This is a genomic window from Saccharibacillus sp. WB 17 (genome assembly GCF_008634075.2).
In the GTDB taxonomy this organism is placed as follows: Bacteria; Bacillota; Bacilli; order Paenibacillales; family Paenibacillaceae; genus Saccharibacillus; species Saccharibacillus brassicae.
The window spans coordinates 146875-169538 of record NZ_VPFK02000029.1; the positions used below are offsets into that span (position 1 = coordinate 146875).

Below are 22664 nucleotides of genomic sequence, written 5' to 3' on the forward strand. Positions count from 1 at the left end.
CCCAAAAAAAGACCGACCAAAGCCCGCCTGACACGGAGTTTGGTCGATCTTTTTGGGTGCTGCACGGAGACGCGCCGCATTAGGCTTCGCGCGGCCTAGAGCGCCTGCAAGTCCAGTTCGGCCTGCGCCAGCGCCCGGGCCGTGCCGCCCGCTTCGCGCAGCGCGGCTTCCTGCTTCGCGCGAATGCCCGAGCTGATCCGCATCAGCTCGGCCGGGCCGGCGGACAGCCGCCGTTCCAGTTCGCGCGTTCGGGCTTCGACCGCCCGTTCCACGGCGAGCACTTCCGCCTGCGGCACCCGGCCGAGCACCGGGTCGAACGCGAAGCGCCGTTCCAGGCGGTCGCGCCACGCCAGCAGCATGCGCGTATTGGCCGGACCGAAGCCGGGCACCCGCGCCAGACGCTGCGTCTCGACTTCCAGCGCCGTCTCGATGCCGAACAGTGCAAGCGTCGCCCGGCGGCCCGGGCCGATCCCGTCGAGCTGGGCCTGCTCGATCCGCTGCCGGCGCAGATACGCCTGAAGCTGCAGCGTGCGCTGCTTGCTCTCCAGGCGGCGCAGCTCTCCCGCCCGGAAGCTCTCCAGATCGAGGTACTCGCGCCTCGCCTGCTCCAGCTCCCGCAGCTTCCCGGCAAAAGCGCCGGAGCGCCCGGCGTCGCGGTACCGGCGCGACAGCTCTTCCCAGCGGCCTCTAAGCTGCTCGCGTTCGTCCGACCGTGTCTCGCGCAGTCTGCGCCGCCCTCTGCCTGCCGCCAGCAGCAGCAGATTGAACCCGGCCCATCCGCCGACCGTCAGTATCCAGAAGCCCGGCAGGAAGATCCAGATGCCCGCCGCCGCGGCCAGCGACAGCAGCGACAGGCCGCCGCGCCATTTGCGCCGCCGCAAATACGCGGCCACGGGCCCCGACAGCTGCGAAGACTGCGACGCGGGTTCCGGCAGCGTGCCGGCCTGCGGCGGCTGCGGCACGCGCTGGATCTGCATCCAGACGACCGGCAGCTGGAAGTTGGCCGCGGCGCCGGCAGAACCGCCCGCCTGCGCGGAGGCGCGGTCTCCCGCCGAGCCGTGCGGCGTGGTGTGCGACGGGCGAAACAGCAGTCCGCCCGTCGCGGACTCCATCGCGCACCACGGACAGGAACCGACCTGCGACGGATACTGGTGCCCGGGGTTGCGCGCGCAGGAAGAGAGATGCCCGCCCATCTCCTGCAGCGCTTCGATCCACTCCTGCGCCTCGGGCCGGCGCGTCATCGATTCCTGCGCGAAAGCGCGCACGAACAGTGCCTGCACGGCAGGAGGAAGCACCTGCAGCGGCAGCGAACCCGGAGGCGGCTGCATCTGCCGGGCCGCCGAAGCGGGCCCGTACGCGAACCGGAATTCGCGGATCGCCCGCTCGATCGGCATATCGCCCGTGCCGGAATATTTGCCCGCGAACGGATGGCGGCCCATGAACAGCAGCATGAAGATGAAGGCCGCCAGGCCGAAGTTATCGTGGTTGCGGGTCCGCACGACGCCGCGAAACGAAGTGACGCCCTGAAGTTCCGGCGGCATATACATCGGAATGCCGACGTCGCAGCCGAAGCGCGTGCCGCCGGACTGTACCTGGAAGCTGTCGCAGTCCAGCATCAGGATCGTCGCCTGGTCGGTGACGTAGAAATTGCTGTGGTTGATGTCTCCGACAACGTGGCCCGCTTCGTGCACGGCCGCGAAAGCGCGCGCCAGATTGGCCGCGGTATGTACGAGGAACGAATAGCCGGCCTGCGGAAATTCCGTGAGCCGGGTCTTGGGGCCGTACAGTTTGTGGATTTCCTTGCCGCTCAGGCACGGCATGAGGAAGCCGATAATCCTACGCCCGGCGTCGCGCAGCACATCGACCGGCCACACCGTAAACCGCAGCAGCCGTTCGGTCTTCAACCGGACCATCGCTTCGATCTTCTCCTGCTTGTCTTTGGGCAGCGGCTTGTGATACACCTTCGCCACCAGATCGGACTGCCCGATCAACTCGAATACCGATCCTTCCCCGCCGCGGCCGAGTTCCCGGCCGAAGACCACTTCCGCCCCGCTGCCGTTGACGATCCGGTCGGCCCGTTTCATGGCGTGCCTTCCGGCGGCGCCAGCCGGCTCGCGAGAACGAGCGTCTTATCGTCGTCCGTCCGCTCGTTCACCCGGCCCGAATCGAGAAAAGCGCGCAGCGAATCGCCGTAGCGGCTCTGATCCGCCGCTTCCAGCCGTCTCAGCACGGAGAAAAAAGGACGGAAAAACGGCGCATGGGCGCTGCGGGTCTGGTAATGCAGCGCCAGACGCTGCAGGCCGTCGGTAAATACGGCGATCTCGCCGTACTGCCGGCCCGCGTGCAGGCTGTGCTGCAGCACTTTCTTGGCGCTGCTCTGCGTCGCGAAGTAAGTCATGTTCTCGTATTCGCCCTGCTGCGGCCAAAATGCCCACATGTAGTCGTCCTCCTTCTCCGAAAATACGATCGCGCCGTCGCCGATCTGAATAAATACCGCCGTGTCCCCGCTCACGACCGCCGCCAGAAACGTACAGGCGAATTCGCGCGAGCGGCAGCCCGCTTTGGCCGCGCGGGCGCGTATGGCCCGCTGGAACCGGGACAGCCACGCTTCGCAAAATTCGCGCGTCAGCTGTTCGATCCGCCCGCCCCGGCCGAAATGCCGGTCGAGCGCGTCGGCGAACATCGTGCAGGCCAGCTCCGAGCCTTCTTCGGAACGCGAAGCGCTGCCCGCTCCGTCGGAAGCGGCCGCAAGCAGCACCTCTTGCGCGCCCGAAGCCGCAAACGTCCGGCACAGCGAAAAGTCCTGACAAGGCTTGTCCGTCTTGGCGTGCGACGTGCCGCGCACGGAAGCGTTCGCGTACTTCCACATCAGATCAGCGCCCATCCTTCCGGCGTAGCCGGATTTTCCAGCCGGATCTGGTCGCCCGGCGCCGAATGCGACACCGAATTCAGCGAATTCGACAGCCAGGAGAACAGGTCCGCGAAGCGCAGCCCTTTGAGCTTGAGCGGCGCCCGGGTCGCGATCTGGTTCAGCACGTTCATGTCGGCGTTCTCCACGCCGACCGCGAAGAACATGAACGACTTGGCGGCTTCGCCCGCGCGCACGAGCGAAGCGGCGCGCTGCCAGTCGTCGGTTGGGGCTCCGTCGGTAATAAGGAAAATCCACGGCCGGTAATAGGAGATGCCGTTTTGCTTATACACGTTTTTGCGGTCTTCGAGCATCGCGACCGCTTTCTCGATCGCCGCGCCCATCGGCGTATTGCCGCTGGCTGTCAGCATCGGCGGGTAGAAGTCGTCCGGCGTGCCGAAATCGGACGTCGCCTGTACCGGGCCGAAGCTGACCACGGCAAGCTCCACCCGCTTGACCGACATGCTGTCGGTCATCAATTCTTCCTTGAACGAAGACAGCCCGCGGTTCAGCTCTTCGATCGGCTGTCCGCTCATCGAATACGAAGTATCCAACAGCAAAATGCAGGGACATCTAGGCTCCGGGTTTTCCGCGAATTCCGCGGCAAACGGTATCTGGTCGAATTCAAACATCTCAAGCAGCCCCTTCATCTGTAATCGCGGCGAAGATTCGCCGCTCCTTCTATTCTTGCAGCGCCGCCAGCAGCTCGCCGAGTTCCTGCGCGCCAAGCTTCCGCCGCTGCCCTGTCTCCAGGCCGTCCAGCCTCACGTTCATGATCCGCTCTCGCCGCAGCTCCAGCACCCGGAAGCCGAGTTCTTTGCACATGCGGCGAATCTGCCGGTTCAATCCCTGCGTCAGCACGATGCCGAACGTCGATTCCCCGATCCGGTAAGTCCGGCAGGGCAGCGTCACCGTGTCCATGATCGGCACGCCGCCGGCCATCCGAAGCAAAAAATCGTCGGTCACCGGCTTGTCCACCGTCACGACGTATTCTTTTTCATGACCGTGTTCCGCGCGCATCATTCGATTGACGATGCCCCCGTCGTTGGTCAGCAGGATCAGGCCTTCCGAATCTTTGTCGAGCCGGCCTATCGGAAAAATCCGCACCGGGTAGTCCATGTAATCGGCGATGTTCCCGGCCACGCCCGGAGCATGGGTGCATACGATACCCCGCGGCTTGTTGAGAGCGAGGTACACCGGCTCCGCCTTGGGCGGAATAGGCAGCCCGTCGATCGTCACCGTATCGCCGGGAAGCACGTCGGCGCCGGCGGCGCACGCTTCCCCGTTGATCGCGATACGTCCGGCGGCGATCAGCCGGTCCGTCTCCCGCCGCGAGCAGTACCCGCTCTCGCTCACGTATTTATTGATGCGCATGCTCGTCCAACTTTCGTCTTCTCTATTGTAATAACCGGAAGCCGGCTGTTTGACTTCATTACAGGTCTAAACAAAAACGTCTCCTGACCCGAAAGCGAAACCCAATGCCGTCGGAGGAGACGTTCGTCGATCAGGATATCAAGGCTTCGGCAAGCGAAACCTGCATCCTATGGATATACGCGTCGGAACGCTTCTTCGACCTGGGGCAGGATATCGTCCCAGCTCGCGTCCGGCAGTTTGCTGACCGTTACGAAGTCGCGCATGCCGAAAATGTTGTCCACGCCGTCGATTTCGACGAGCGCCGCAGCCAGCGGATGCTCGCTCGGCTCTCCCGCTTTGACCGACGTGCTTTTCGGACCTTCGAACAGGACGGAATCCGCTCCGACCCGAACCGAATTGGGATTAGGCGTTTGTTGAACATGAATTTGAACCGTGATAGTCCTCACCTCTTTCGTAAATTTGTCCGCCGGAAAGCGGACGAATTGGCTCTATTGTAACATATGGCCGCCCTGCGGCGCCGACTCTTTCGAAGCGGCCGGGCCTCAAGCGCGGTTTTGCAGTTCTTTCCACACTTTTTTGTTGCTGTATTCGCGCTTGGAACTGATATCTTCGCCGAACCAATCGGGCGGAGAGAACGCCTGCGCCTCTTCGAGCGAGTCGAATTCGACTTCGGCCACCGTCAGGTCAAGCTGTTCGTACCGGTCCAGTTCGACCGTGAAGCCGTTCCATTCCCCCGTCGTCCGGGTCTTCGTCAGCGGCACCGCTCCCGAAGCCCGGAACAGCTGGCCGTAGATGCTCTCGGTAATGGAGTATTCGATCTCTTCGCGGCTCATGCCGTTGCCCTGCTTGAACGTATGCGTATATTCGACCTCGCCCGTATCGGCGTCGACCATTCTGCGCACGCGCACCTCCTGCTGCTCGTCCAGCGCCAGGTAAGTCTGCTCGATCGTCTGCTGCGAGCGGCGCTGGAACGATCCGGCGGCGATCAGTTCTTCCGGCGTGCGATCCAACAAAAATTTGCGTTCGATTTCCGTTGCCATGCGGCTTCCTCCTCGTATGCCCGTATTTTCTTCTATAAGTATACCCCGAAAGATCGGGCTCCCGAAAGCCAAGACGGCGATTTAACGGCAAACGCAAAAAAGCGCGTAGGCTACGCGCTTGAATAGAGCAGTAAGCAGGCAAGCGTTTTCATAAAAAAACTTCACATGAACCGTCATGCGTTTTTGTAGCGTTCGTATTCGTTCAACCATTCGTCCAGCTTCTGCGACTGCATCAGCACGCGCTGATCGAGGAAACCGTACTCGTCGGCCAACTGGTGGAGAATTCGACGCTGGCGTTCCATCTCATCTTGAATATCTTTGTTGTTCATCTCCAGGCCCTCCCGCTCGAGTCCTCTATACCATAAATCGGTAAAACAGCACCAATCCAAGAGATAAAATCCCAACATTTTAAATAAACTTTTTTGCGCGCAGCTATTGTCGAACAGGGCGAAACTGCCGAAAAAGAAATATCCAACGCTGTACGTTCGGGCTTTGCGAAGCCTTCCGTACCGCCAATTGTAACAAATACGTGCGTTTTTCCCAGCAATAATTACAAATTTGTCACTTGTGTTTCGTTTTCAGCCTGTTATAATCATGCGATGTCGATAAGTTTTTTGTGTTTTAAAGGAGCGTTTGACAAACCGATAGTCAGTAAGGTAGAGTATCAATAGTTACAAAATATTAATAAATGCCGAATTTCTTAACGCAAGAAAACGGGGGAACCATTTCGGGTGAATTATTCTTGTTTCAGAGGGAGTATAGGGAAATTCCTACCACCGAGCCCTTAGCTAACTCCGTAGGCATCAGGGGGAAAAATTTTTGAAGAAGCTTGTCATTTCCGTATTGGGAGCAGCCATTTTGTTTACGTCGGGGGCCACAAGTACATATGCCGCCAGCTCCGCACCACTTAACGCCGCAGTAAGTCAAGTCTCGGGCACGCCTTACAAATACGGCGGCACGACGACCTCAGGTTTCGATTGTTCCGGATTCACCCGATATATTTTCAAAAAGTTCGGCGTTTCGCTGGCCCGTACGGCTGCAAGCCAGGCTCAGCAAGGCACGACCGTATCCAAGTCCAATCTCCGCGTAGGGGATCTCGTCTTCTTCAACACGACGGGACGCGGAATTTCGCACGTCGGCTTCTACGTAGGCAACGGCAAGTTTGCCAATTCTTCGAGCAGCAAAGGCGTCAGCATCGCAAGCCTGTCCAATTCGTATTGGGGCAAACGCTACGTGACCGCCAAGCGCGTAACAAGCGACTGGTCTTACGGTCAAATGGTTCAGAGCTGATTTTCTCCGCACGTCTTCGTCTTCATCAACTCTCTCATATCCATCACACCCATATTCGCTTCAATCAACATCTTCCATTAACCCGTTCCTTCCGGCGCACGAGCCGGGGAACGGGTTTTATCGTCTCCGGGGACCGTTCCTTTTAATCAGATACTACATAGACGGACAGGCCGTCGATTTGGTTGCATTTCTTGCGAACTTTTTTTGAACTTTTTTTCGGTTTTGCCCTAACGGGCTTTTTTTGCTATAGTGGACCCATCTTTCCAAATGGGGTGACGAGGAGAATGTTCTGCCGCATCGTTCGAAGTAGCTAAGGATCGGGCCGGATCAAAACGCGTACCGGCTATCAAGGGGGTTCTCTGCCCTCTGATCGCATCCCTTGGTTTTACGACAACGATGCTGCATGGAACCTTCTCTTTTTGCTGCGTCCGCAGCGACTCATTCCCTTTTGAAAGGCGGTTTTTGGTGTGTTAAAAAATAGCGTGTCCCTGTTCAAAAAACAAATCGTGCTGTACGTGCTGCTCGGCTTCGCCCTGCAGTTCGCTTCGGCTTACGGCATTCATACGTTTCAACGACTGATCGACCGGATCTCGCTCCCCTCCGGTCTCGGCGAGTTAGGCAGCCTGCTGCTGCTCTACGGCGTGCTGCTCGGCGCGTGCGCCCTGCTGAACTACGCGGCGGAGTACCCGCAGACGCAGCTGCCGCGCGGCCTCACCGAGAAGCTCAAGCTGCTGGCGCTCGCCCGCCTCTCGAACATGGATTACCGCGCCTATCGCGATCTGGGCACGGGCGAGCTGATCCAGAGCATCGAGAACGGAGCGCAGGCCGGAGCGGGCATCGTGTACGGCTTTTACCTGCGTATCCTGCACGAGCTGCTGCCGACGCTGCTGTTCAGCCTTCTGTTCATCGGCTTTTACAGTCCCGGTATCATGCTCGTCATCGCGGCCGGTTACGCGGTCGTGTTCTTGTTGACCCGCCTGCTGCTGCGCTTCCTGTATTCCATCAAGGCTTCGCTGCTGGCGAGCCAGGAGAGCCTGTCCCGGTATTCCGTGCGCGGCTTCATGGAGCTGGTCGTATTCCGCCTGAACCGCCGCTATCCGGACGAGATCCGCAAGCTGACCGGCATTACCGACGACATCGTACGCAAAAACGTGCAGATCCGCATGGTCCACGAATCTTTTTTCGCCTTGTTCGAGCTGCTGATCATCGGTGTCAAAATCGTCGTGCTGGCGCTCGGCATTCGGCAGATCGCCGCCGGCGAGTCGACGATCGGAACGGTGCTGGCGCTGCTGCTGCTGATCGACAAAGTGTATTCGCCCATCGCGATTTTCAACGTGATCTACGTCAATTACCGGCTCGACCGATTGGCTTACGACCGCTTCGAACGGTCGCTTGACGCGCCGGAAGACCGCAATTTGAACCGCGGGCGGCTGGTGGAGACGCTGCGGGGAACCATTCGATTCGAACACGTATCGTTTCGCTACGACGCGGACCGCCCCGCCCTGCTGCGCGGCGTCTCGTTCTCCCTGCCCGCCGGCTCGTCGACCGCGATCGTCGGGCTCAGCGGCAGCGGCAAATCGACTCTGGTCAAGCTGCTGCTCGGCCTGCTCAAAAAAGACTCGGGACAGCTGACGATCGACGGCTTCGATATCGACGAACTGTGCCTGGACAGCCTGTACGCGCGCACCTCGTACATTTCGCAGGATGCCCCGATCTTCGACGATACGCTGCGCGGCAATCTGGCGTTCGACGCACCGGCCGACGAAGCCGAGCTGCTGCGCGCGCTCGACGACGTCAGGCTTGGCGACAAGCTGCGCAGCCTGCCGGAAGGCCTCGACACGCCTGTCGGCGAGCGCGGCATGAAGCTGTCCGGCGGCGAGAAGCAGCGCCTTGCGTTCGCCCGCGTGCTGTTCCAGCAGCGGGACCTCGTCGTGCTCGACGAGCCGGTCTCCGCGCTCGACAACATCACGGAGCGCCGCATCATGGAGACGGTGCTGGACCGCTTCCGCGGCCGCACTTTGATCATCGTCGCCCATCGCCTGCACGCGATTCGCAGCGTCGACCGCATCTTGCTTATGCGCGGCGGCGAACTGGTCGATCAGGGCCGCTTCGAGGATCTGCTGGCGCGCAGCGCCTATTTCCGGGAGCTGTGGAGCAAGGACGGGGACGTTCAGGCACACGGGTGAGCGGTCGGGAGACGGCTTTGTAAGGCGTAAGGATTATAGATTACAGCTTCTAGATTATGCAAAAAAAAGCGGTTCCTGCTCGTTCGATACGAGTGGGGACCGCTTTTTTGGTGCGGGGGTGGCGGGTTATTGAGGTTATTCCGGTTAGTCGCCGACTTCGAATCTGTATCTCAAGCTTCGCATCTCTTCTTCGTCTCCGTGCTTTTCGGCTTCAAGGCATGTGCGGATCTGCTGCCGGTCTATCCCGCCTGCCCATTCAGCCCAACCAGCGCTTCCTCCGCCCGCTTCAGGCTGTCGCGGGTCCATTCCGGCACGTCGGGGCGGCGCAGCGCTTCTTCCGCCGTCAGCCATACAAGCTCGGCTACCTCGTCCGGGCTGGCTGCAAAAGCTTCTCCGCTTTCCCAGAAGCAGGCAAAAATCACGTTCACCACCGGCACGCCGCGATCCGTCACAAAAGACGTGCTGTGCGCATATCTCATGTCCCGCGCGACCGAGACGCCGACTTCCTCCGCAATCTCGCGCCGCAGCGTCGATTCGAGAATCGACGACTCCGCCCCTTGCGTCTCCACTTTGCCGCCCACGAGCGCAAGCGTGCCTGCCGCATGTTCTTCCGCCGCTCCGCGTCGGATCAGCAGCCAGCGCCCGTCTTTGCGAATCGCGCCTTCCACGTTCACGATAAACATATTCGCCTTCCTCCTTTTTTGCATCCGGCTTTGCCGTAATATCCTGCTCTCATTATAAAGGAACAAAGGCTCCATAAAAAACCTTTCGGTCTGCGCGAAAAAAACCTCCGGCGTCCTAAGCCGAAGGCGGGGGATTGCCGGGCAAAGCGGCGAGCGGCGCAAAGCGGCGTGACAGCGCAGAACGGCGCAGCAGAGCCGGGTTTGTCCCTGTATAACGCTGTAACGAATCGTAGTCGCGCTATTTGCCCACAAGACCGCTTTTATCGAAACTTAACGAATCGTAATCATTCTATTTGCCGCAAATCGCCTTAAAACGACCGTTTAGCGCTTCATAAGGATGTGACGATTCGTTAGTTTGCAAAAGCAGCGAAAAATCGGCAAATAGCGATCTGAAGATTCGTTAGCGTTCAATTCATGCGTTCAATTCATTCCTTCAGCTGGTCCCCTGCAGTCCCTTAACCCCGCTGTCCCACTATTTCGTCGTCTCGCTAGCTCACTCTTCCGCCGTTTCTTCCCCTCCCCAAATAACCCGCATACACCAAACAAACCCGGCCCTCCATCTGGAGAACCGGGCTTATTGGAATGGCTAGCCTGTCGCCGTCATGCGCCGACAGGTCCGAGCCGAATCAGATCTTGAACTTTTCCACGATGCCGGACAGCGAATCGGCCATTTCCTTGAGCTGGAACGAAGTGCTCTCCATCTCGTTCATCGACGCCGATTGCTGTTCGCTCATGGCGGAGACTTCCTCGGTCAGCGCGGCCATCTCTTCGGTCACGCGCGTGATCTCATGGATCGAGCGGTCCACGCTCTGCGAACCGGCCGACATCTCTTCGACGGTGCCGGCGACTTCCACGATCTGTCCGCTGAGCGAATTGACGCGCTCGACGATCGCTTCGAAGGCGCTGCCCGCGTCGCTGAGCGACGCGACGCCGTGCTCGACGCTGCCGGAACTGGCTTCGACCAGTTCGACGATCGTGCGAATGCCGGTCGTCATTGCCGTGATGATCCGGCTGATCTCCTGCGTCGAGCGGGAAGACTGATCCGCGAGCTTGCGGATCTCGGACGCGACGACGCTGAAGCCGAGCCCGTGCTCGCCGGCGCGCGCCGCTTCGATCGCGGCGTTGAGCGCGAGCAGATTCGTCTGGCTGGACGTCTCGGAGATATAGCCCGTAATCGACAGCACTTCGCTCGAACGTTCCGCCAGCTCCGAGACGCTGCCGCGGATGCTCATGAACGCGTCGGCCACGCCCTGCACCTGCACGACGCTTGCCTGAATGCGGCGTTCGCCTTCGGCGGCTACGCCTCGCGTCTCTTTGGCGAGCTCCGCCACGCCGGAAGCGGCTCCCGCCACCTGCTCAAGGCCGGAAGTCGTCTGCTTCATCACCGCGGAAATATCTTCCGTCTGCGACACCTGGCGCTCCGAACCTTCCGCCACGCGCTGGATCGATGTCGTCACTTCCTTCACGGAACGGGAATTTTCCTGCGCGCCCTGCTGCAAAGCGGAAGAAGCGTTCAGCAGTTCGATGGTGTTGCCCTTGAGGTCGCGAATCATGTCCTGCAGGCTGACCAGCAGCAGATTCGTCGCTTCGCCGAGATCTTTGATCTCGTCGTTGCTCCGCACTTCGATACGCTTCGTCAGGTCGCCGCCGGAAGAAGCGATGTCGCGGATCGTTCCGGTCACCGCTTTGAGGCTGCGGGACACGCCCGAAGAGATGAACCACGCCAGCAGCACCGAGACGATCAGGATGACTAGGATCAGCAGGAACAGCATATTTTTCAACATTTTGTTGCTCTCGTGCATGCTGTTGACGCGCTCTTGCGTCAGCACTTTTTCCGTGTCCATAAAATCGGAGGCAAGTCCGCGGAAAGCATCCATGTCCTGCTTGCCCGGGTCATTCGTGAAAAACCGGTCCAGGCCTGCCTCGTCTCCGGCACGCTTCATCGCGATCGTTGCATCGCCGGCCGTGCGAATCCAGCTTTCGATCTTGCCTTTGATCTGGCTCAGCCGTTCCTGCTGCGCGGGATTGTCCGACACCAACAGGTTCAGCGCTTCATAGTCTTTGACCCATTCTTGTTGGCCGGCATTATAAGGGTCCAAATATTTGTCTTGACCGGTAACGATAAATCCTCGCTGTCCGGTTTCCATATTGATCACGCTTTTTTCGATAGAGTTTATGCGGTCGTGCACGTCCATATCGTGACCCGCGATAAAATTCATTTCGCTCTCCAACTTGTCGATCTGACCGCGCACGACCAGAACGGCCACCGCCAACAGAACGATGACGAGCAGGTACCCGATTCCTATTTTGACTCCAATATTAAATCTGAATCGTTTCATCCCGTTTACACGCTCCTTATTTTGAGAAAAACCCTTCGTATATTTGTTTATCGGAAAAAAACCCTTAAAAATAAGCCCCATCTCTATTTCGATATTCAAAAGCTTTTTTCGACGAAACGATTTTATTTTCAAAAAAGTTCCTTTTCGATAACGTTTTATGTTCAGGGGCGTTTGAGTCGGGTAAAAGATAAAGCGGTTACAAGAAATTGGGCCGCGCATCCGTTTCTACATACCAAGGAGGCCTACATGTTCAAAAGAAGCTTTAAGCCCGCTTTTTCCATGCTGCTCGCCGCCCTTCTTCTGCTGACGCTGCTGCCTGCAGCCGCCGGCACCGCTTCCGCAGCCGAAAATCCGCCGAAAAGCCCGATGCAAACGTACGTCGATCGCATGCAGCCCGGCTGGAACCTCGGCAACACGCTGGATTCCGTCGGAGCCGACGAAACAGCCTGGGGCAATCCGCGCGTCACGCGCGAGCTGATCAAGCAAATCTCTCGCCAGGGCTTCAACAGCATCCGGATTCCGGTGACCTGGGATAACCATGTCGGACCGGCGCCGGAGTACAAAATCGATCCCGCCTACCTCGACCGCGTCGCGGAAGTCGTCGGTTGGGCCCGCTCCGAGAACCTGTACGTGCTGATCAATGTTCACCACGATTCGTGGGTCTGGATCAGCAAGATGGAGAGCAATCACGACGAGACGCTCGCCCGCTACAACGCCATCTGGAAGCAGATCGCGGACCGTTTCAAGAACGAATCCGACAAGCTTTCGTTCGAGAGCGTCAACGAACCGCGCTTCACGGACGGCGGCACGACGGACGAAGCGAAAGCCCAGTCCATGCTGGACGAGCTGAACCTGTCGTTCCACAAGATCGTGCGGGATTCGGGCGGCAAAAACGCGACCCGGCCGCTCGTCCTGTCGACGCTTGAAGCTTCGCCGTCGCAGGAACGCATGGATGCGCTGTACAAAACGTTCGAACAGCTCAAAGCCGACAAAAACCTGATCGCCACCGTGCATTATTACGGATACTGGCCGTTCAGCGTAAACGTTGCCGGCAAAACGACGTTCGACGCGGAGACGCAAGGCAATATCGTGAACACGTTCGACGACGTGTACGAAACGTTTACCGCCCGCGGCATTCCGGTCATTCTGGGCGAGTACGGCCTGCTCGGTTTTGACCAGGGCCTCGACGTGATCGAACAAGGCGAGAAGCTGAAATTTTTCGAATTCCTCACTTATTATTTGAAGGAAAAGCATATCGCCGGCATGTGGTGGGATAACGGACAGCATTTCAGCCGTACCCAGTACAAGTGGTCCGATCCCGAACTGTACGAGATTATCCGTTCCGGCCAGAACCAGCGCTCGGCCGTGGCCGAATCGGACCTGATCCAACTGCGTCAGGGCGAGAAGATCGCGGACGCCGTCGTCCAGCTCCAGCTGAACGGCAACAAGCTGAATTCGCTCAAAGCCGACGGCAAGCGCCTGACGCGCAACAAAGAGTATATGCTGAACGGCGAGACGCTGACGATTCCGGCAGCGACGCTTGAGCGTCTGACAGCCGGCGGCAAGCTCGGCGTGAATGCCGTGCTGACCGCCGGGTTCACCAAAGGTCCGGATTGGAACTTCTACCTGACCGTGCACCAAACGCCGGTATTGGGCGCGGCAACCGGTACGACGACCGATTTCGCGATTCCGACCGTGTTCAACGGCGACAAGCTCGCCACGATGGAAGCGGTCTACGTATCGGGCGGCAGCGCCGGTCCGAACGATTGGACTTCGTTCAAGGAATTCGGACGCACTTTCGATCCGGATTATACGGCGAACGAGATCGTTCTGACGCAGACGCTGCTCGACACGCTGCGCGATAACGATCCGGTCAAGCTCACGTTCCATTTCTGGAGCGGAGACAAAGTGACGTATACCGTAACCAAGACCGGCACAAGCGTAAGCGGACAGCCGACTCCTTAATCTTTTTCAGGCAAAGCGAACGATCCCCCGTCCGCTTTCAAGCCGCCCGACACCGGATATCCGGCTTCGTGCGGCTTTTCTGTTGGCACAAGACAACGCGCCGATTTTGCTTTATGATACAAGCAGAATTCGTTACGGGAGGACAACATAGATGACAGATCCCAGATTACAGCGGCTTGCCCGCACGGTTGTGCAATATTCCGCCAGCGTGCAGCCCGGCGAAAACGTATTGATTCGCGCGCTGGACGTGCACGATGCCGATATACTCGCGCCTTTTATCGACGAGATCCATGCGGCCGGCGGACATGCTTTTGTCGACGTCAGCGATTATGCGGTGAACCGGCGCATGATGCTCGGCGGAACCGAAGCCCAGTTCCGGCTCGACGCGGCGTTCAAATTGGAACAGATGCAGCGGATGGACGCGGTGGTGCTCGTACTCGGCGAGAACAACGTGTTCGAATACGCCGACGTGCCGGCTGCCAAGCGCGACGCGTACCGCAAATGGTACAAACCGGTGACCGACGAACAAACGAAGAAAAAGTGGATTTTGTTCAATTATCCGACAAAAGCGTACGCGCAGCTCGCGGAGATGAGCACGGAATCGTATGCGCAGTTTCTGTACGATACGTGCACGATGGATTACAGCCGGATGTCCGCCGCGATGGACCCGCTGGTCGAGCTGATGAATGCGACCGACCGCGTCCGCATCGTCGCGCCGGATACGGATTTGTCTTTTTCGATTGCCGGCATGAATGCGGTCAAATGCGACGGCAAGGTCAACCTGCCCGACGGCGAAGTGTACACCGCTCCCGTCCTCGAGTCGGTCGAAGGCACAATCACGTTCAACACCGGAGCTTCCTACCTCGGGCAGAACTTCGGCAGGGTGTCGTTCACGTTCGAACAAGGGAAGATCGTGTCGAGCCGCAGCGACAACGACGACAAGCTGAACGAGCTGCTCGATGCCGACGAGGGGGCGCGCCGGATCGGCGAATTCGCGCTCGGCGTCAACCCTTACGTTAACCGGATCATGAACGATATCGGCTTCGACGAGAAGATCAACGGCAGCCTCCATTTCGCGCTCGGACAAGCGTACGCGAATGCGGACAACGGCAACCGGTCGGATATCCACTGGGACATCATGCTGCTGCTCAAAGAACCGTTCGGCGGCGGCGAAATTTATTTTGACGATACGCTGATCAGCCGGAACGGACGGTTTGTCGCGGACGCGCTGCTCGGATTGAATCCGGAGAACCTGACGTAACCTGACATAACCTGACCGAGCAGCCCCACACGGCCTGCATTCGGCTGCCCTGAACGGCCCCCTGCGGGCCGTTTTTGGCGATCTCTGATTTTCGCATGGATTTATGACGGATTATAGGGGTGTTTCCAAATTTTTGAATATGTTATTTTAGTATCAAGCAAACGCTTACATCTTGTTCGGCGTTTGAAATCCCTTATCGAAAAGGAGTTCATTCATGCGAAAAAGAACGATCAAGCCGCTGGCCGCCCTGGCGCTCGCCGCCGCTTTGCTGCTCTCCCTGCTGCCTGTCTCCGTTCCGGCATCCGCCGCCGCTCCGCAAAGCGCGATGCAATCCTATGTGGAAGCGATGCAGCCCGGCTGGAACCTGGGCAACTCGCTCGACGCCGTCGGCCAGGACGAGACCGCATGGGGCAACCCCCGCATCACCAAGGAACTGATCCAGAATATCGCCGCTCAAGGCTATAAAAGTATCCGGATTCCCGTCACCTGGGATGCCCATATCGGCGGCGCGCCGAATTATACGATCGACGCCGCTTACATGAACCGGGTCAAGGAAGTGACGCAGTGGGCGCTCGACGCCAATCTGTACGTCATGGTCAACGTGCATCACGATTCCTGGGTCTGGCTGAGCAAGATGGAGAACAACCGCGATCAGACGCTGGCCCGCTACAACGCCGTCTGGACGCAAATTGCAAACGCCTTCAAAGGCAGCTCCAACAAGCTGATGTTCGAGAGCGTCAACGAGCCGCGGTTCACCGACGGCGGCACGACCGACGAAGGCAAGCAGCAGGCGCTGCTCAATACGCTGAACGATTCGTTCCACAAAATCGTGCGCGACTCCGGCGGAGGCAATACGGCCCGTCCGCTCGTCATCTCGACGCTGGAAGCGTCCCCTTCGCAGGAACGCATGACGGCGACGTACAACGCGATCTCCAAATGGAACGACAAAAATATTATCGCGACCGTGCACTACTACGGCTTCTGGCCGTTCAGCGTGAATATCGCCGGTTACACGACGTTCAACGCGGAAGTGCAAAACGATATTACGACCACGTTCGACAACGTCTACAACACCTTCGTGGCCAAAGGCATTCCGGTCATCGTCGGCGAATACGGCCTGCTCGGCTTCGACAAAAACACCGGCGTTATCGAGCAGGGCGAGAAACTGAAATTTTTCGAGTATATCGGCCATTACCTGAAGCAGAAGCAGATCGCCACCATGCTGTGGGACAACGGTCAGCACTTCAGCCGCACGACCTACAAATGGTCCGATGCCGACCTGTTCAACGTCATCAAAGCTTCCTGGAGCGGCCGTTCGGCCACCGCTTCGAGCGATTTGATCCACGTAAAAAAAGGAGCCGCCGCGCAGGACAAAAGCGTGACGCTCAACCTGAACGGCCGCACGCTCTCCTCGCTGAGCGTTAACGGCACGGCGCTGCAGTCCGGCACCGATTACACGCTCAGCGGCAGCACCCTGACGTTCAAAGCGTCACGCCTGTCCCAGCTGACGTCTTCCGGCACGCTCGGCAAAAGCGCCGTGATCACCGCCAAGTTCAACGGCGGCGCGGACTGGAAATTCAACGTCGTCCTGTACCAGACGCCGAAGCTGTCGAACACAAGCGGCACGACGTCCGCGTTCTCCATTCCGACCGCGTTTGGCGGCGACCAGCTCGCGACGATGGAAGCCGTCTATGCCGGCGGCGGCAATGCCGGCCCGCAAAACTGGACGTCTTACAAAGAGTTCGAGACGGCGTTCACGCCGACGAGCGGCGCGATCAAGCTGCAGCCGGCCTTCTTCGCCGAGACGAACGACGGCAGCGTGAAATTGACGTTCCATTTCTGGAGCGGGGAAAAAGTGACGTACACGATCACAAAGAACGGTTCGAACGTTACCGGAACGGCTTCTTAAATCCACTTCATCCGCAAGCGCGTCCGCCAATCAACGGCGGAGGCGCTTTTTTTGCGTTCGGCCTGGGCCGAAATGCGCGGAATCGGCGTACGCGGGAGCCGGCCCGGGTAATACTTCTTATTCGCAGCGTCTGAATACCGACTCCCTTTTCCCGACTATCCGACCGACAAGGAGCTGAATGCGATGAACGACCGCAATCCCCCGACTACCGTCCCGCGCACGATCGGACGGATTCTGTTCGCGCTGCTGTTCGTGGCCGCGGGCATCTATCATTTTCAGGAAACGATCGGCTTTGCCGCCATGCTGCCCGACTTCGTGCCGCTGCGCAAAGAGTTGATCTGGGTTACCGGCGTGGTGGAATGGATCTTGGCGATCCTGCTGTTCGTGCCGCGGATCCGCAAGCTGATGGGCATCGTCATCTCGATCTACCTGGTCCTCATCTTCCCGGCCAATATCTATTCGGCGATTATGAACATTCCGATGCCGGGCCAACATTACACGCCGCCAATCTACCTCTGGCTCCGCCTGCTCGTGCAGCCGCTGTTCATCTGGTGGATTCTGTGGGCAACCTGGCCGCCGAAAAACAAGCGTTAAGCTTGCGGCGAACCGGTAGGCGACGTACGTTGTCGTGGCCGTCCGCACAGGAAACAAAGAAGCGTCCGGGGGAAGTGGCCCGGGCGCTTCTTTGTTTGATTTTTTATTTAAAACCAATGATCAATTCTTTGTCCATACCCGCTGCAATTTCATCGAGTAGTTGAACGGATACGTTCATGCTCCCGTTTTCAATTCGGGCGATCGTGGATTGAGATTTTCCAATTCGCTTGGCAAATTCCCTTTGAGAAAGACCATATTCCTCTCGCAGCTTCATTAGGGCCACAGCCGCTTTCAAACGATTATCTTCTTTTCGAAATTCCTGCTCGAAGACAGAATCATTCTTTTTCTTTTGTTCGATCAGTTTGTCGATGGCACTCATGTTGTTCCTCCTTATAACGTGCTCGCAAATTTTTAGCATATTCGATTTCGCTTTGAGGTGTTTTTTGTGATTTTTTAGTAAATCCATGCGTAATCATATATTCGGTTCCTATTTTCTGAAAATAAACAGCTCTCTGGATGTTGTTCCCTACTTTGGATCTTAATTCATATAAATCATCATCCAATTTCTTAACCCATTCCATTTTGATCGCAATTAAAAGTCCGTGATCTTCCGTATTTTTGATGACTGTCAATAACTTGGCTTGATCTTTTACAGGAATCGAATTCAAAAAATCCTCAAACTCACTTGAGCCATCTCGATTACGAATATAGTCGAACTCCACCTGTTTTTCCATACTCTCATGATAGCACATCCGCTATCAATTTTCAGTTATCTATGTAAATTCCCGGCTTGGCTAACGTATCGTATATCCGTTAGAATTTCCCGCATTTTTCGATACATCATCTTCATCCCTCAACTCGGTTTTTTCGCTTATTCGTTTGCCTGTCAATCCCTGATCTTGAGGTTCTGCCGTGGATGCTATTCCGACCTTCCATTTGGAGAACCGGGCTGCCCGACACCTTGAAGCGGCCGGGATATTCCCGGCCGCTTCAGGGTCGCTCACTTCAACGTCTCCCACCGCGCCCACAGCTCCGGCGGGTTCAATTCGTAGATGCCGTCCGCGCGGAACATGTACTGGTGCATCACGAATTCCCGCCGCAGCGTGGCAAAATCTTCGTGGAACGAGCGGATGAAGTCGTTGATCTCCCGCTCTTCGTATGGGCGTCCCGGCTCCAGGCGCTTGACCAGCTCTTCGAGCACGATCAGTTTCTTTTTGAGCTGGGCGGGGATGCTTTTAAGGCGGCCGTCCGGCGTCAAAAAGCTTTTCAGCACGGAAGCGCGCAGTTTGGCCTGCCGTTCAAGTTCCGAAGGCTCGATTTCGGCGGCTTCGCCGTCCGCGCCGCGCCGGTAGATCAGCTCCGCCGTGGCCGAACCGCTGCTGCGGATAAAATAGTCGTCGAGCGAAAAATAAATCGTGTTCTTGTCCCGGCGTTCCCGGATCAGGCTCGCTGCCCGCAGCTTCGCCGCATGATGCGTAATGGTCGCCGGCGTCACGCTCAGCCGCCGGGCCAGCGCCTGGCCGTTCAATTCGCCTTCGCGGAGCAGGATTAGCATCCGAATCCGCGTCGGATCGGCCAGCGCCTTGTGGTAAGCGACCAGTTTCTCCAATTGCATGCCAACCGCACTCCTCTCGGGTCATTGTTGTCTGTCCCAATTGAAGCACGAATTCGGCGGCGGAAGCAAGCCGGGGGACGGCTTTAGCTTTTTGGGGGAGCGGGCCGCATGCCTCGCAGATGTCCGGTATCCGCAAACGTTCCGACTCGCAGCCCGTCAGGACCCACAAGCAGTTCCGTGATCGAACACTCGGGAATGAGTGCGGTCTGCACGGCCGCAAACTCGGGCGCAAGAGCATTTTGCTCCGCTTCGGAGAGCGACAGGCTCAGAAAATCGGTAATCAGTCCGCCGTGCGTGACGAACAGTATTCCGTGCCCCGGCGGGCAGCGAAGCGCCCAGTCGGACACGGCGGCGGACAAGCGGCCGGCCGCGACCGCAGCGGAATCGCCGCCGCCCGGCGGGCGGTAATGAGGCTCTGCCGTGCAGCGGTCCCAGATCGCCGTGAATTGTTCGAACGTCTGGCCGGGCATGTCGCCCCAATTCGCGCGTTCGCGCAGACGGACATCGACGACCGCTTCGAGCTGAAGAACGCGCGCCGCGCAGTCGGCCGTTTCCTTCGCCCGGCGCAGCGGGCTTGAGACGATCGCTGTAATCGGACGTCCGCGCAGCGCTTCGGCCGTCGCTTTCGCCTGTTCGATACCGGCAGCCGTTAGCGGGACGTCTCCGATCGCTATCTTTTTCAAACCGTGTCGAACCAACCAGATCGTAACCGTCATTCGGCAATCTCCTCCCTATTTCCAATCGAATGTTCATGAGCCGCCCCAAGCGCCTGCGCGTTCAGTGGCCGGCGCAGAGGCAGCAGCCGCAGGGCCGGGATGCAGGACAACACGATCAGCACGCCCGCGCCCAGACCGATCGTGCGCGCCGGCAGCCAGTCGAGCAGAACGCCCGCGGCCAGCATCGAGACGCCCATCGTGACGTTGGACAGCGTCTCGTTCAGCGCGAACGCCCGGCCGTGCACCCGCTCCGGGATCGCGCTCATCATCAGCGTGGCCAGCGCCGCGTTCGCGATCCCTCCGCCGAGTGTCGCCAGCAGAATGAATGCCGCGCCGACTATGAGGTTCGGCGCGGCGCTGACGCCGATATGCGCCAGTCCTTCCGCGGCGGCGCCGGCGATGACGGCCTGCACCGGCCAGCGTTTGAACGACGGCGCCAGCAGACCGCCGAGGATAAAGCCGATGCCAAGCGAGCCGTACAAAATGCCGACTCCCCGGTCGCCCGCCGCGAATACCTGATACCCGTATACGCTGATCAGCACGTTGATCGCGCCGCCGCCGATCGGCCAGGCGATCGACTGGATCGCGACGACCTTCATCAGCGCCGAGCGGCGGAACGTTCGCCAGAACGCCGCGTTCTCGCGCTCGCTTGGCGCCGCGCCCGGCACGTCGGCCGTTCCGGCTTCGAAAGCCCGGCGCGTGCCTTCGGCAGAACCTGCCGCGTTCGGCTCCGGCATCTTCCAGATCAGCAGCCCCGACAGCAGGAACGTCAACGCGTTCAGGCCGAACGACCACTGCGGACCGAACGCCGCGCTGGCCGCTCCGCCGAGCATGGCGCCGAGCGTCATGTTCATGCCGCCCAGCGTCTGGTCGAACGCGTTGGCCGCCGGCAGATTACCCGGGCTGACGATCCGGGGAATCAGCGACTGCCGGGCCGGCAGCGACAGCGCCGAGAAGACGACGAGGCCGACCGTCGCGGCGTAGGCGATCCAGATCCGCTCCGGCGTATCGACCCACAGCAGCGACAGCGCCAGGCCGATCCGGGCCAAATCCGAGACCAGCAGGATCTTTTTCTTGCTGCGCTTGTCGGCCAGCAAGCCGCCGATCGGGCCCATCACGAGAAACGGCAGCGTTCTCGCCGCAAGTGTAATGCCGACAGCCATGCCGGAGCCGGTCAGCTGAAGCAGCAGGCTTAAGATCGCCACGCTGCTGAACCAGTCGCCGATGCCGCTGACGAAATTGGCCGCCGCAAGTTTGCGGTACGCCGGCTCTTTTTTCCATAATTCCAGCAGTTCGCCCATGTCTTCGCCGCCTCAGGACAGGTCTTCCCAGCGCCGGGCCGCCGACAAGGGATTGCGCCTGTAGACTTCGTCGCTGCGCGACATGAAGCCCTGCACGATAAATTCCCGCCGGATCGTCGCGTAATCGTCATGCACGAGGCGGATAAAAGCATTGATCTCCGATTCCGCGTAGGTTCGTTCCATTTCCAACTGTTCCACCAAATATTCCAGCACGATCAGTTTCTTCTTGAGCTGCGCCGGGATGTTTTTGAGCCGTCCTTCCCGATCGAAAAAATGGCGGATGACCGAGTCGCGCAGTCGGATGTTGGGGTCCTGATTGAAGTTTCTGTTGGATTCGTGCTCGAAGTCTGTTTTGGGCTGCGTCATGGGGCTGCCTCCTCTTTTTAATTTAACATATATCTAATTAGTTAAATGTTAAATTAGATATTACCGGGGCATCGGCCGCTTGTCAACGCAAAAAAGACGCGACCGCATCGCGGCCGCGCCTTAAACTTGATTTTAAGATTCTTTTCCGCCCAAACTCAAGCTTCCGGCAGCAGCATCCGCCAGAACTGCCAAGCGGCAACGTATTCGTCCAGCTCGGCCGATCGTTCCGCGGCGCGGACGCCCATCGTGCAGTAGACGCGCAGCAGCGCTTCCTGCACCAGCCGCTCCTGGTCCACCGTCTGGCTCGTCAGCTGCGCGTACGCTTCGAACAGCACTTCCAGCGACAAATCGTCCGGCGTCGAGCAGAAAGCCTGCACCAGATCGTACAGCACCGGACCGGCCGTCGGCCGAGGTTCGATAACGCCGACCAGTTCCTTGCTGCGGAACACCAGATTGCGCGCGTCGGTATGGCCGTGCAGCAAGTATTTGCCGCCCGCTTCAGCCAGCGGCTCCAGCAGCAGCGCCACGCGTTCGCAATCTTCCGCCGGCTGCAGCCCGTTCAGATTCTCCCGCGCTTTGGACAGTTCGCGTTCGTTGAACTCGCTCCAGGACGAACAAGGCTCCGTCAACCGGCCCCATTTGCCTCCGGCTTCGTCCGTCTCGTACCGGTTCAGCAGCTCGGTGACGAGCAGCGGCAGCCAGGCTTTTTTGGACCCGCGCGCTTCCCGGCTCTCGCCTGCCGTGCCGTCCACGTAAGGCTGGACCATATACCCTTTGACCGCATCGGCATACAGCAGCTTCGGCAGCAGCGGGCTGTCCGGGTAGGCTTTGTACAGCTGTTCGGACATGGCGACGTTCTCCGGCGTATCCATGCGCAGCGCGTATTTCGGCTTGCCGTCCGCGGTCAGCAGATATGTGCGCTTGCCGTCTTCTTCGCTCTCCGGTTTGTCGCGAAGTTCGACCGTTTCGATAATGCCTTTCATGAACAAATGCTGGATCGTGGCGTAAATGCGTGGTGCGAGCGTCATTTCTGTTTTTCCCCCTATATTGCGTAAATGCTTGGCCGCCTGTAAAAGTCAACTGATGTAGTGTACCACGCGGCGGGGACGTTACAAAA

General features: G+C 58.8%; 22 protein-coding genes and 1 riboswitch. Of the genes, 6 read left to right on the forward strand and 16 right to left on the reverse strand.

The annotated features are described in order from the left end of the window. Positions 1 to 95: 95 nt before the first annotated feature. The 7 genes from FTE24_RS16440 to FTE24_RS16470 form a co-directional block, all read right to left on the reverse strand. Positions 96 to 2084 carry a helix-hairpin-helix domain-containing protein gene (locus FTE24_RS16440; protein WP_150232227.1) on the reverse strand — a complete coding sequence of 663 codons (1989 nt, stop codon included), beginning with the start codon at positions 2082 to 2084 and terminating at the stop codon, positions 96 to 98. Beyond that, positions 2081 to 2869 (reverse strand): PP2C family serine/threonine-protein phosphatase, encoded by a 789-nt coding sequence (locus tag FTE24_RS16445; protein ID WP_160441798.1) that lies wholly within the window; start codon positions 2867 to 2869, stop codon positions 2081 to 2083. Before FTE24_RS16445 ends, FTE24_RS16440 begins: the two co-directional genes overlap by 4 nt. Continuing rightward, the gene (locus FTE24_RS16450; RefSeq protein WP_150232237.1) at positions 2869 to 3540 is read right to left on the reverse strand and encodes a vWA domain-containing protein; all 672 of its coding nucleotides are present in this window, start codon (positions 3538 to 3540) and stop codon (positions 2869 to 2871) included. Before FTE24_RS16450 ends, FTE24_RS16445 begins: the two co-directional genes overlap by 1 nt. 49 nt (positions 3541 to 3589) lie before the next feature. Next, entirely contained in the window at positions 3590 to 4282 is a 693-nt protein-coding gene (locus FTE24_RS16455; RefSeq protein ID WP_150232242.1) for a pseudouridine synthase, read from the reverse strand. A gap of 167 nt (positions 4283 to 4449) precedes the next feature. After that, the gene (locus FTE24_RS16460) at positions 4450 to 4728 is read right to left on the reverse strand and encodes a NifU N-terminal domain-containing protein (protein ID WP_337190062.1); all 279 of its coding nucleotides are present in this window, start codon (positions 4726 to 4728) and stop codon (positions 4450 to 4452) included. 96 nt (positions 4729 to 4824) lie between these two features. Beyond that, positions 4825 to 5322: a CYTH domain-containing protein gene (locus FTE24_RS16465; protein ID WP_150232246.1), complete on the reverse strand. Its 498-nt coding sequence runs from the start codon at positions 5320 to 5322 to the stop codon at positions 4825 to 4827. Positions 5323 to 5495: 173 nt separating this feature from the next. Then, the gene (locus FTE24_RS16470) at positions 5496 to 5651 is read right to left on the reverse strand and encodes an aspartyl-phosphate phosphatase Spo0E family protein (RefSeq protein ID WP_150232250.1); all 156 of its coding nucleotides are present in this window, start codon (positions 5649 to 5651) and stop codon (positions 5496 to 5498) included. Between the two features lie 350 nt (positions 5652 to 6001). Then, positions 6002 to 6140: riboswitch (cyclic di-AMP (ydaO/yuaA leader) on the forward strand. Between the two features lies 1 nt (position 6141). Here FTE24_RS16470 and FTE24_RS16475 point away from each other — a divergent pair. Next, the gene (locus FTE24_RS16475) at positions 6142 to 6612 is read left to right on the forward strand and encodes a C40 family peptidase (protein ID WP_141448575.1); all 471 of its coding nucleotides are present in this window, start codon (positions 6142 to 6144) and stop codon (positions 6610 to 6612) included. Positions 6613 to 7079: 467 nt separating this feature from the next. Further along, positions 7080 to 8798 carry an ATP-binding cassette domain-containing protein gene (locus FTE24_RS16480; RefSeq protein ID WP_150232255.1) on the forward strand — a complete coding sequence of 573 codons (1719 nt, stop codon included), beginning with the start codon at positions 7080 to 7082 and terminating at the stop codon, positions 8796 to 8798. A 239-nt stretch (positions 8799 to 9037) separates the two neighbouring features. Here the strand turns inward: FTE24_RS16480 and FTE24_RS16485 are convergent, their stop codons facing one another. Continuing rightward, a complete protein-coding gene (locus FTE24_RS16485) occupies positions 9038 to 9481 on the reverse strand; it encodes an NUDIX domain-containing protein (protein WP_150232259.1) in 444 nt (147 codons plus the stop codon). 626 nt (positions 9482 to 10107) lie between these two features. Next, complete coding sequence (locus FTE24_RS16490; protein WP_160441799.1) at positions 10108 to 11820, reverse strand: methyl-accepting chemotaxis protein; 1713 nt, start codon at positions 11818 to 11820, stop codon at positions 10108 to 10110. Positions 11821 to 12066: 246 nt separating this feature from the next. Between FTE24_RS16490 and FTE24_RS16495 the strand changes: the two genes are divergently transcribed. The 4 genes from FTE24_RS16495 to FTE24_RS16510 all read left to right on the forward strand — a co-directional run bounded on the left by FTE24_RS16495 (position 12067) and on the right by FTE24_RS16510 (position 17549). Continuing rightward, positions 12067 to 13785, forward strand: coding sequence for a cellulase family glycosylhydrolase (locus tag FTE24_RS16495; protein WP_150232267.1), 1719 nt, complete (start codon positions 12067 to 12069; stop codon positions 13783 to 13785). A gap of 151 nt (positions 13786 to 13936) precedes the next feature. Continuing rightward, on the forward strand, positions 13937 to 15046 hold the full coding sequence (locus FTE24_RS16500) for an aminopeptidase (RefSeq protein ID WP_150232269.1): 1110 nt from the start codon (positions 13937 to 13939) through the stop codon (positions 15044 to 15046). Between the two features lie 214 nt (positions 15047 to 15260). Further along, the gene (locus FTE24_RS16505) at positions 15261 to 16955 is read left to right on the forward strand and encodes a cellulase family glycosylhydrolase (RefSeq protein ID WP_150232273.1); all 1695 of its coding nucleotides are present in this window, start codon (positions 15261 to 15263) and stop codon (positions 16953 to 16955) included. A gap of 183 nt (positions 16956 to 17138) precedes the next feature. After that, positions 17139 to 17549 carry a DoxX family protein gene (locus FTE24_RS16510; RefSeq protein ID WP_141448566.1) on the forward strand — a complete coding sequence of 137 codons (411 nt, stop codon included), beginning with the start codon at positions 17139 to 17141 and terminating at the stop codon, positions 17547 to 17549. 103 nt (positions 17550 to 17652) lie between these two features. On the opposite strand, the gene FTE24_RS16515 is transcribed toward FTE24_RS16510, so the two are convergent. The 7 genes from FTE24_RS16515 to FTE24_RS16545 all read right to left on the reverse strand — a co-directional run bounded on the left by FTE24_RS16515 (position 17653) and on the right by FTE24_RS16545 (position 22575). Next, positions 17653 to 17928, reverse strand: a complete 276-nt coding sequence (locus tag FTE24_RS16515) for a helix-turn-helix domain-containing protein (RefSeq protein WP_150232275.1) — start codon at positions 17926 to 17928, stop codon at positions 17653 to 17655. Further along, positions 17885 to 18283, reverse strand: a complete 399-nt coding sequence (locus FTE24_RS16520) for a type II toxin-antitoxin system RelE/ParE family toxin (RefSeq protein WP_150232280.1) — start codon at positions 18281 to 18283, stop codon at positions 17885 to 17887. Before FTE24_RS16520 ends, FTE24_RS16515 begins: the two co-directional genes overlap by 44 nt. 266 nt (positions 18284 to 18549) lie before the next feature. Further along, positions 18550 to 19164 (reverse strand): DUF2087 domain-containing protein, encoded by a 615-nt coding sequence (locus tag FTE24_RS16525; protein WP_150232282.1) that lies wholly within the window; start codon positions 19162 to 19164, stop codon positions 18550 to 18552. An 83-nt stretch (positions 19165 to 19247) separates the two neighbouring features. Beyond that, positions 19248 to 19880 carry a histidine phosphatase family protein gene (locus FTE24_RS16530; RefSeq protein ID WP_150232287.1) on the reverse strand — a complete coding sequence of 211 codons (633 nt, stop codon included), beginning with the start codon at positions 19878 to 19880 and terminating at the stop codon, positions 19248 to 19250. Next, the gene (locus FTE24_RS16535) at positions 19877 to 21181 is read right to left on the reverse strand and encodes an MFS transporter (RefSeq protein ID WP_150232290.1); all 1305 of its coding nucleotides are present in this window, start codon (positions 21179 to 21181) and stop codon (positions 19877 to 19879) included. The genes FTE24_RS16530 and FTE24_RS16535 overlap by 4 nt, the downstream gene beginning before the upstream one ends. 12 nt (positions 21182 to 21193) lie before the next feature. Further along, a complete protein-coding gene (locus tag FTE24_RS16540) occupies positions 21194 to 21547 on the reverse strand; it encodes a DUF2087 domain-containing protein (RefSeq protein ID WP_150232294.1) in 354 nt (117 codons plus the stop codon). Positions 21548 to 21702: 155 nt separating this feature from the next. Further along, positions 21703 to 22575: a hypothetical protein gene (locus FTE24_RS16545; RefSeq protein WP_150232297.1), complete on the reverse strand. Its 873-nt coding sequence runs from the start codon at positions 22573 to 22575 to the stop codon at positions 21703 to 21705. Between the last annotated feature and the right edge of the window lie 89 nt (positions 22576 to 22664).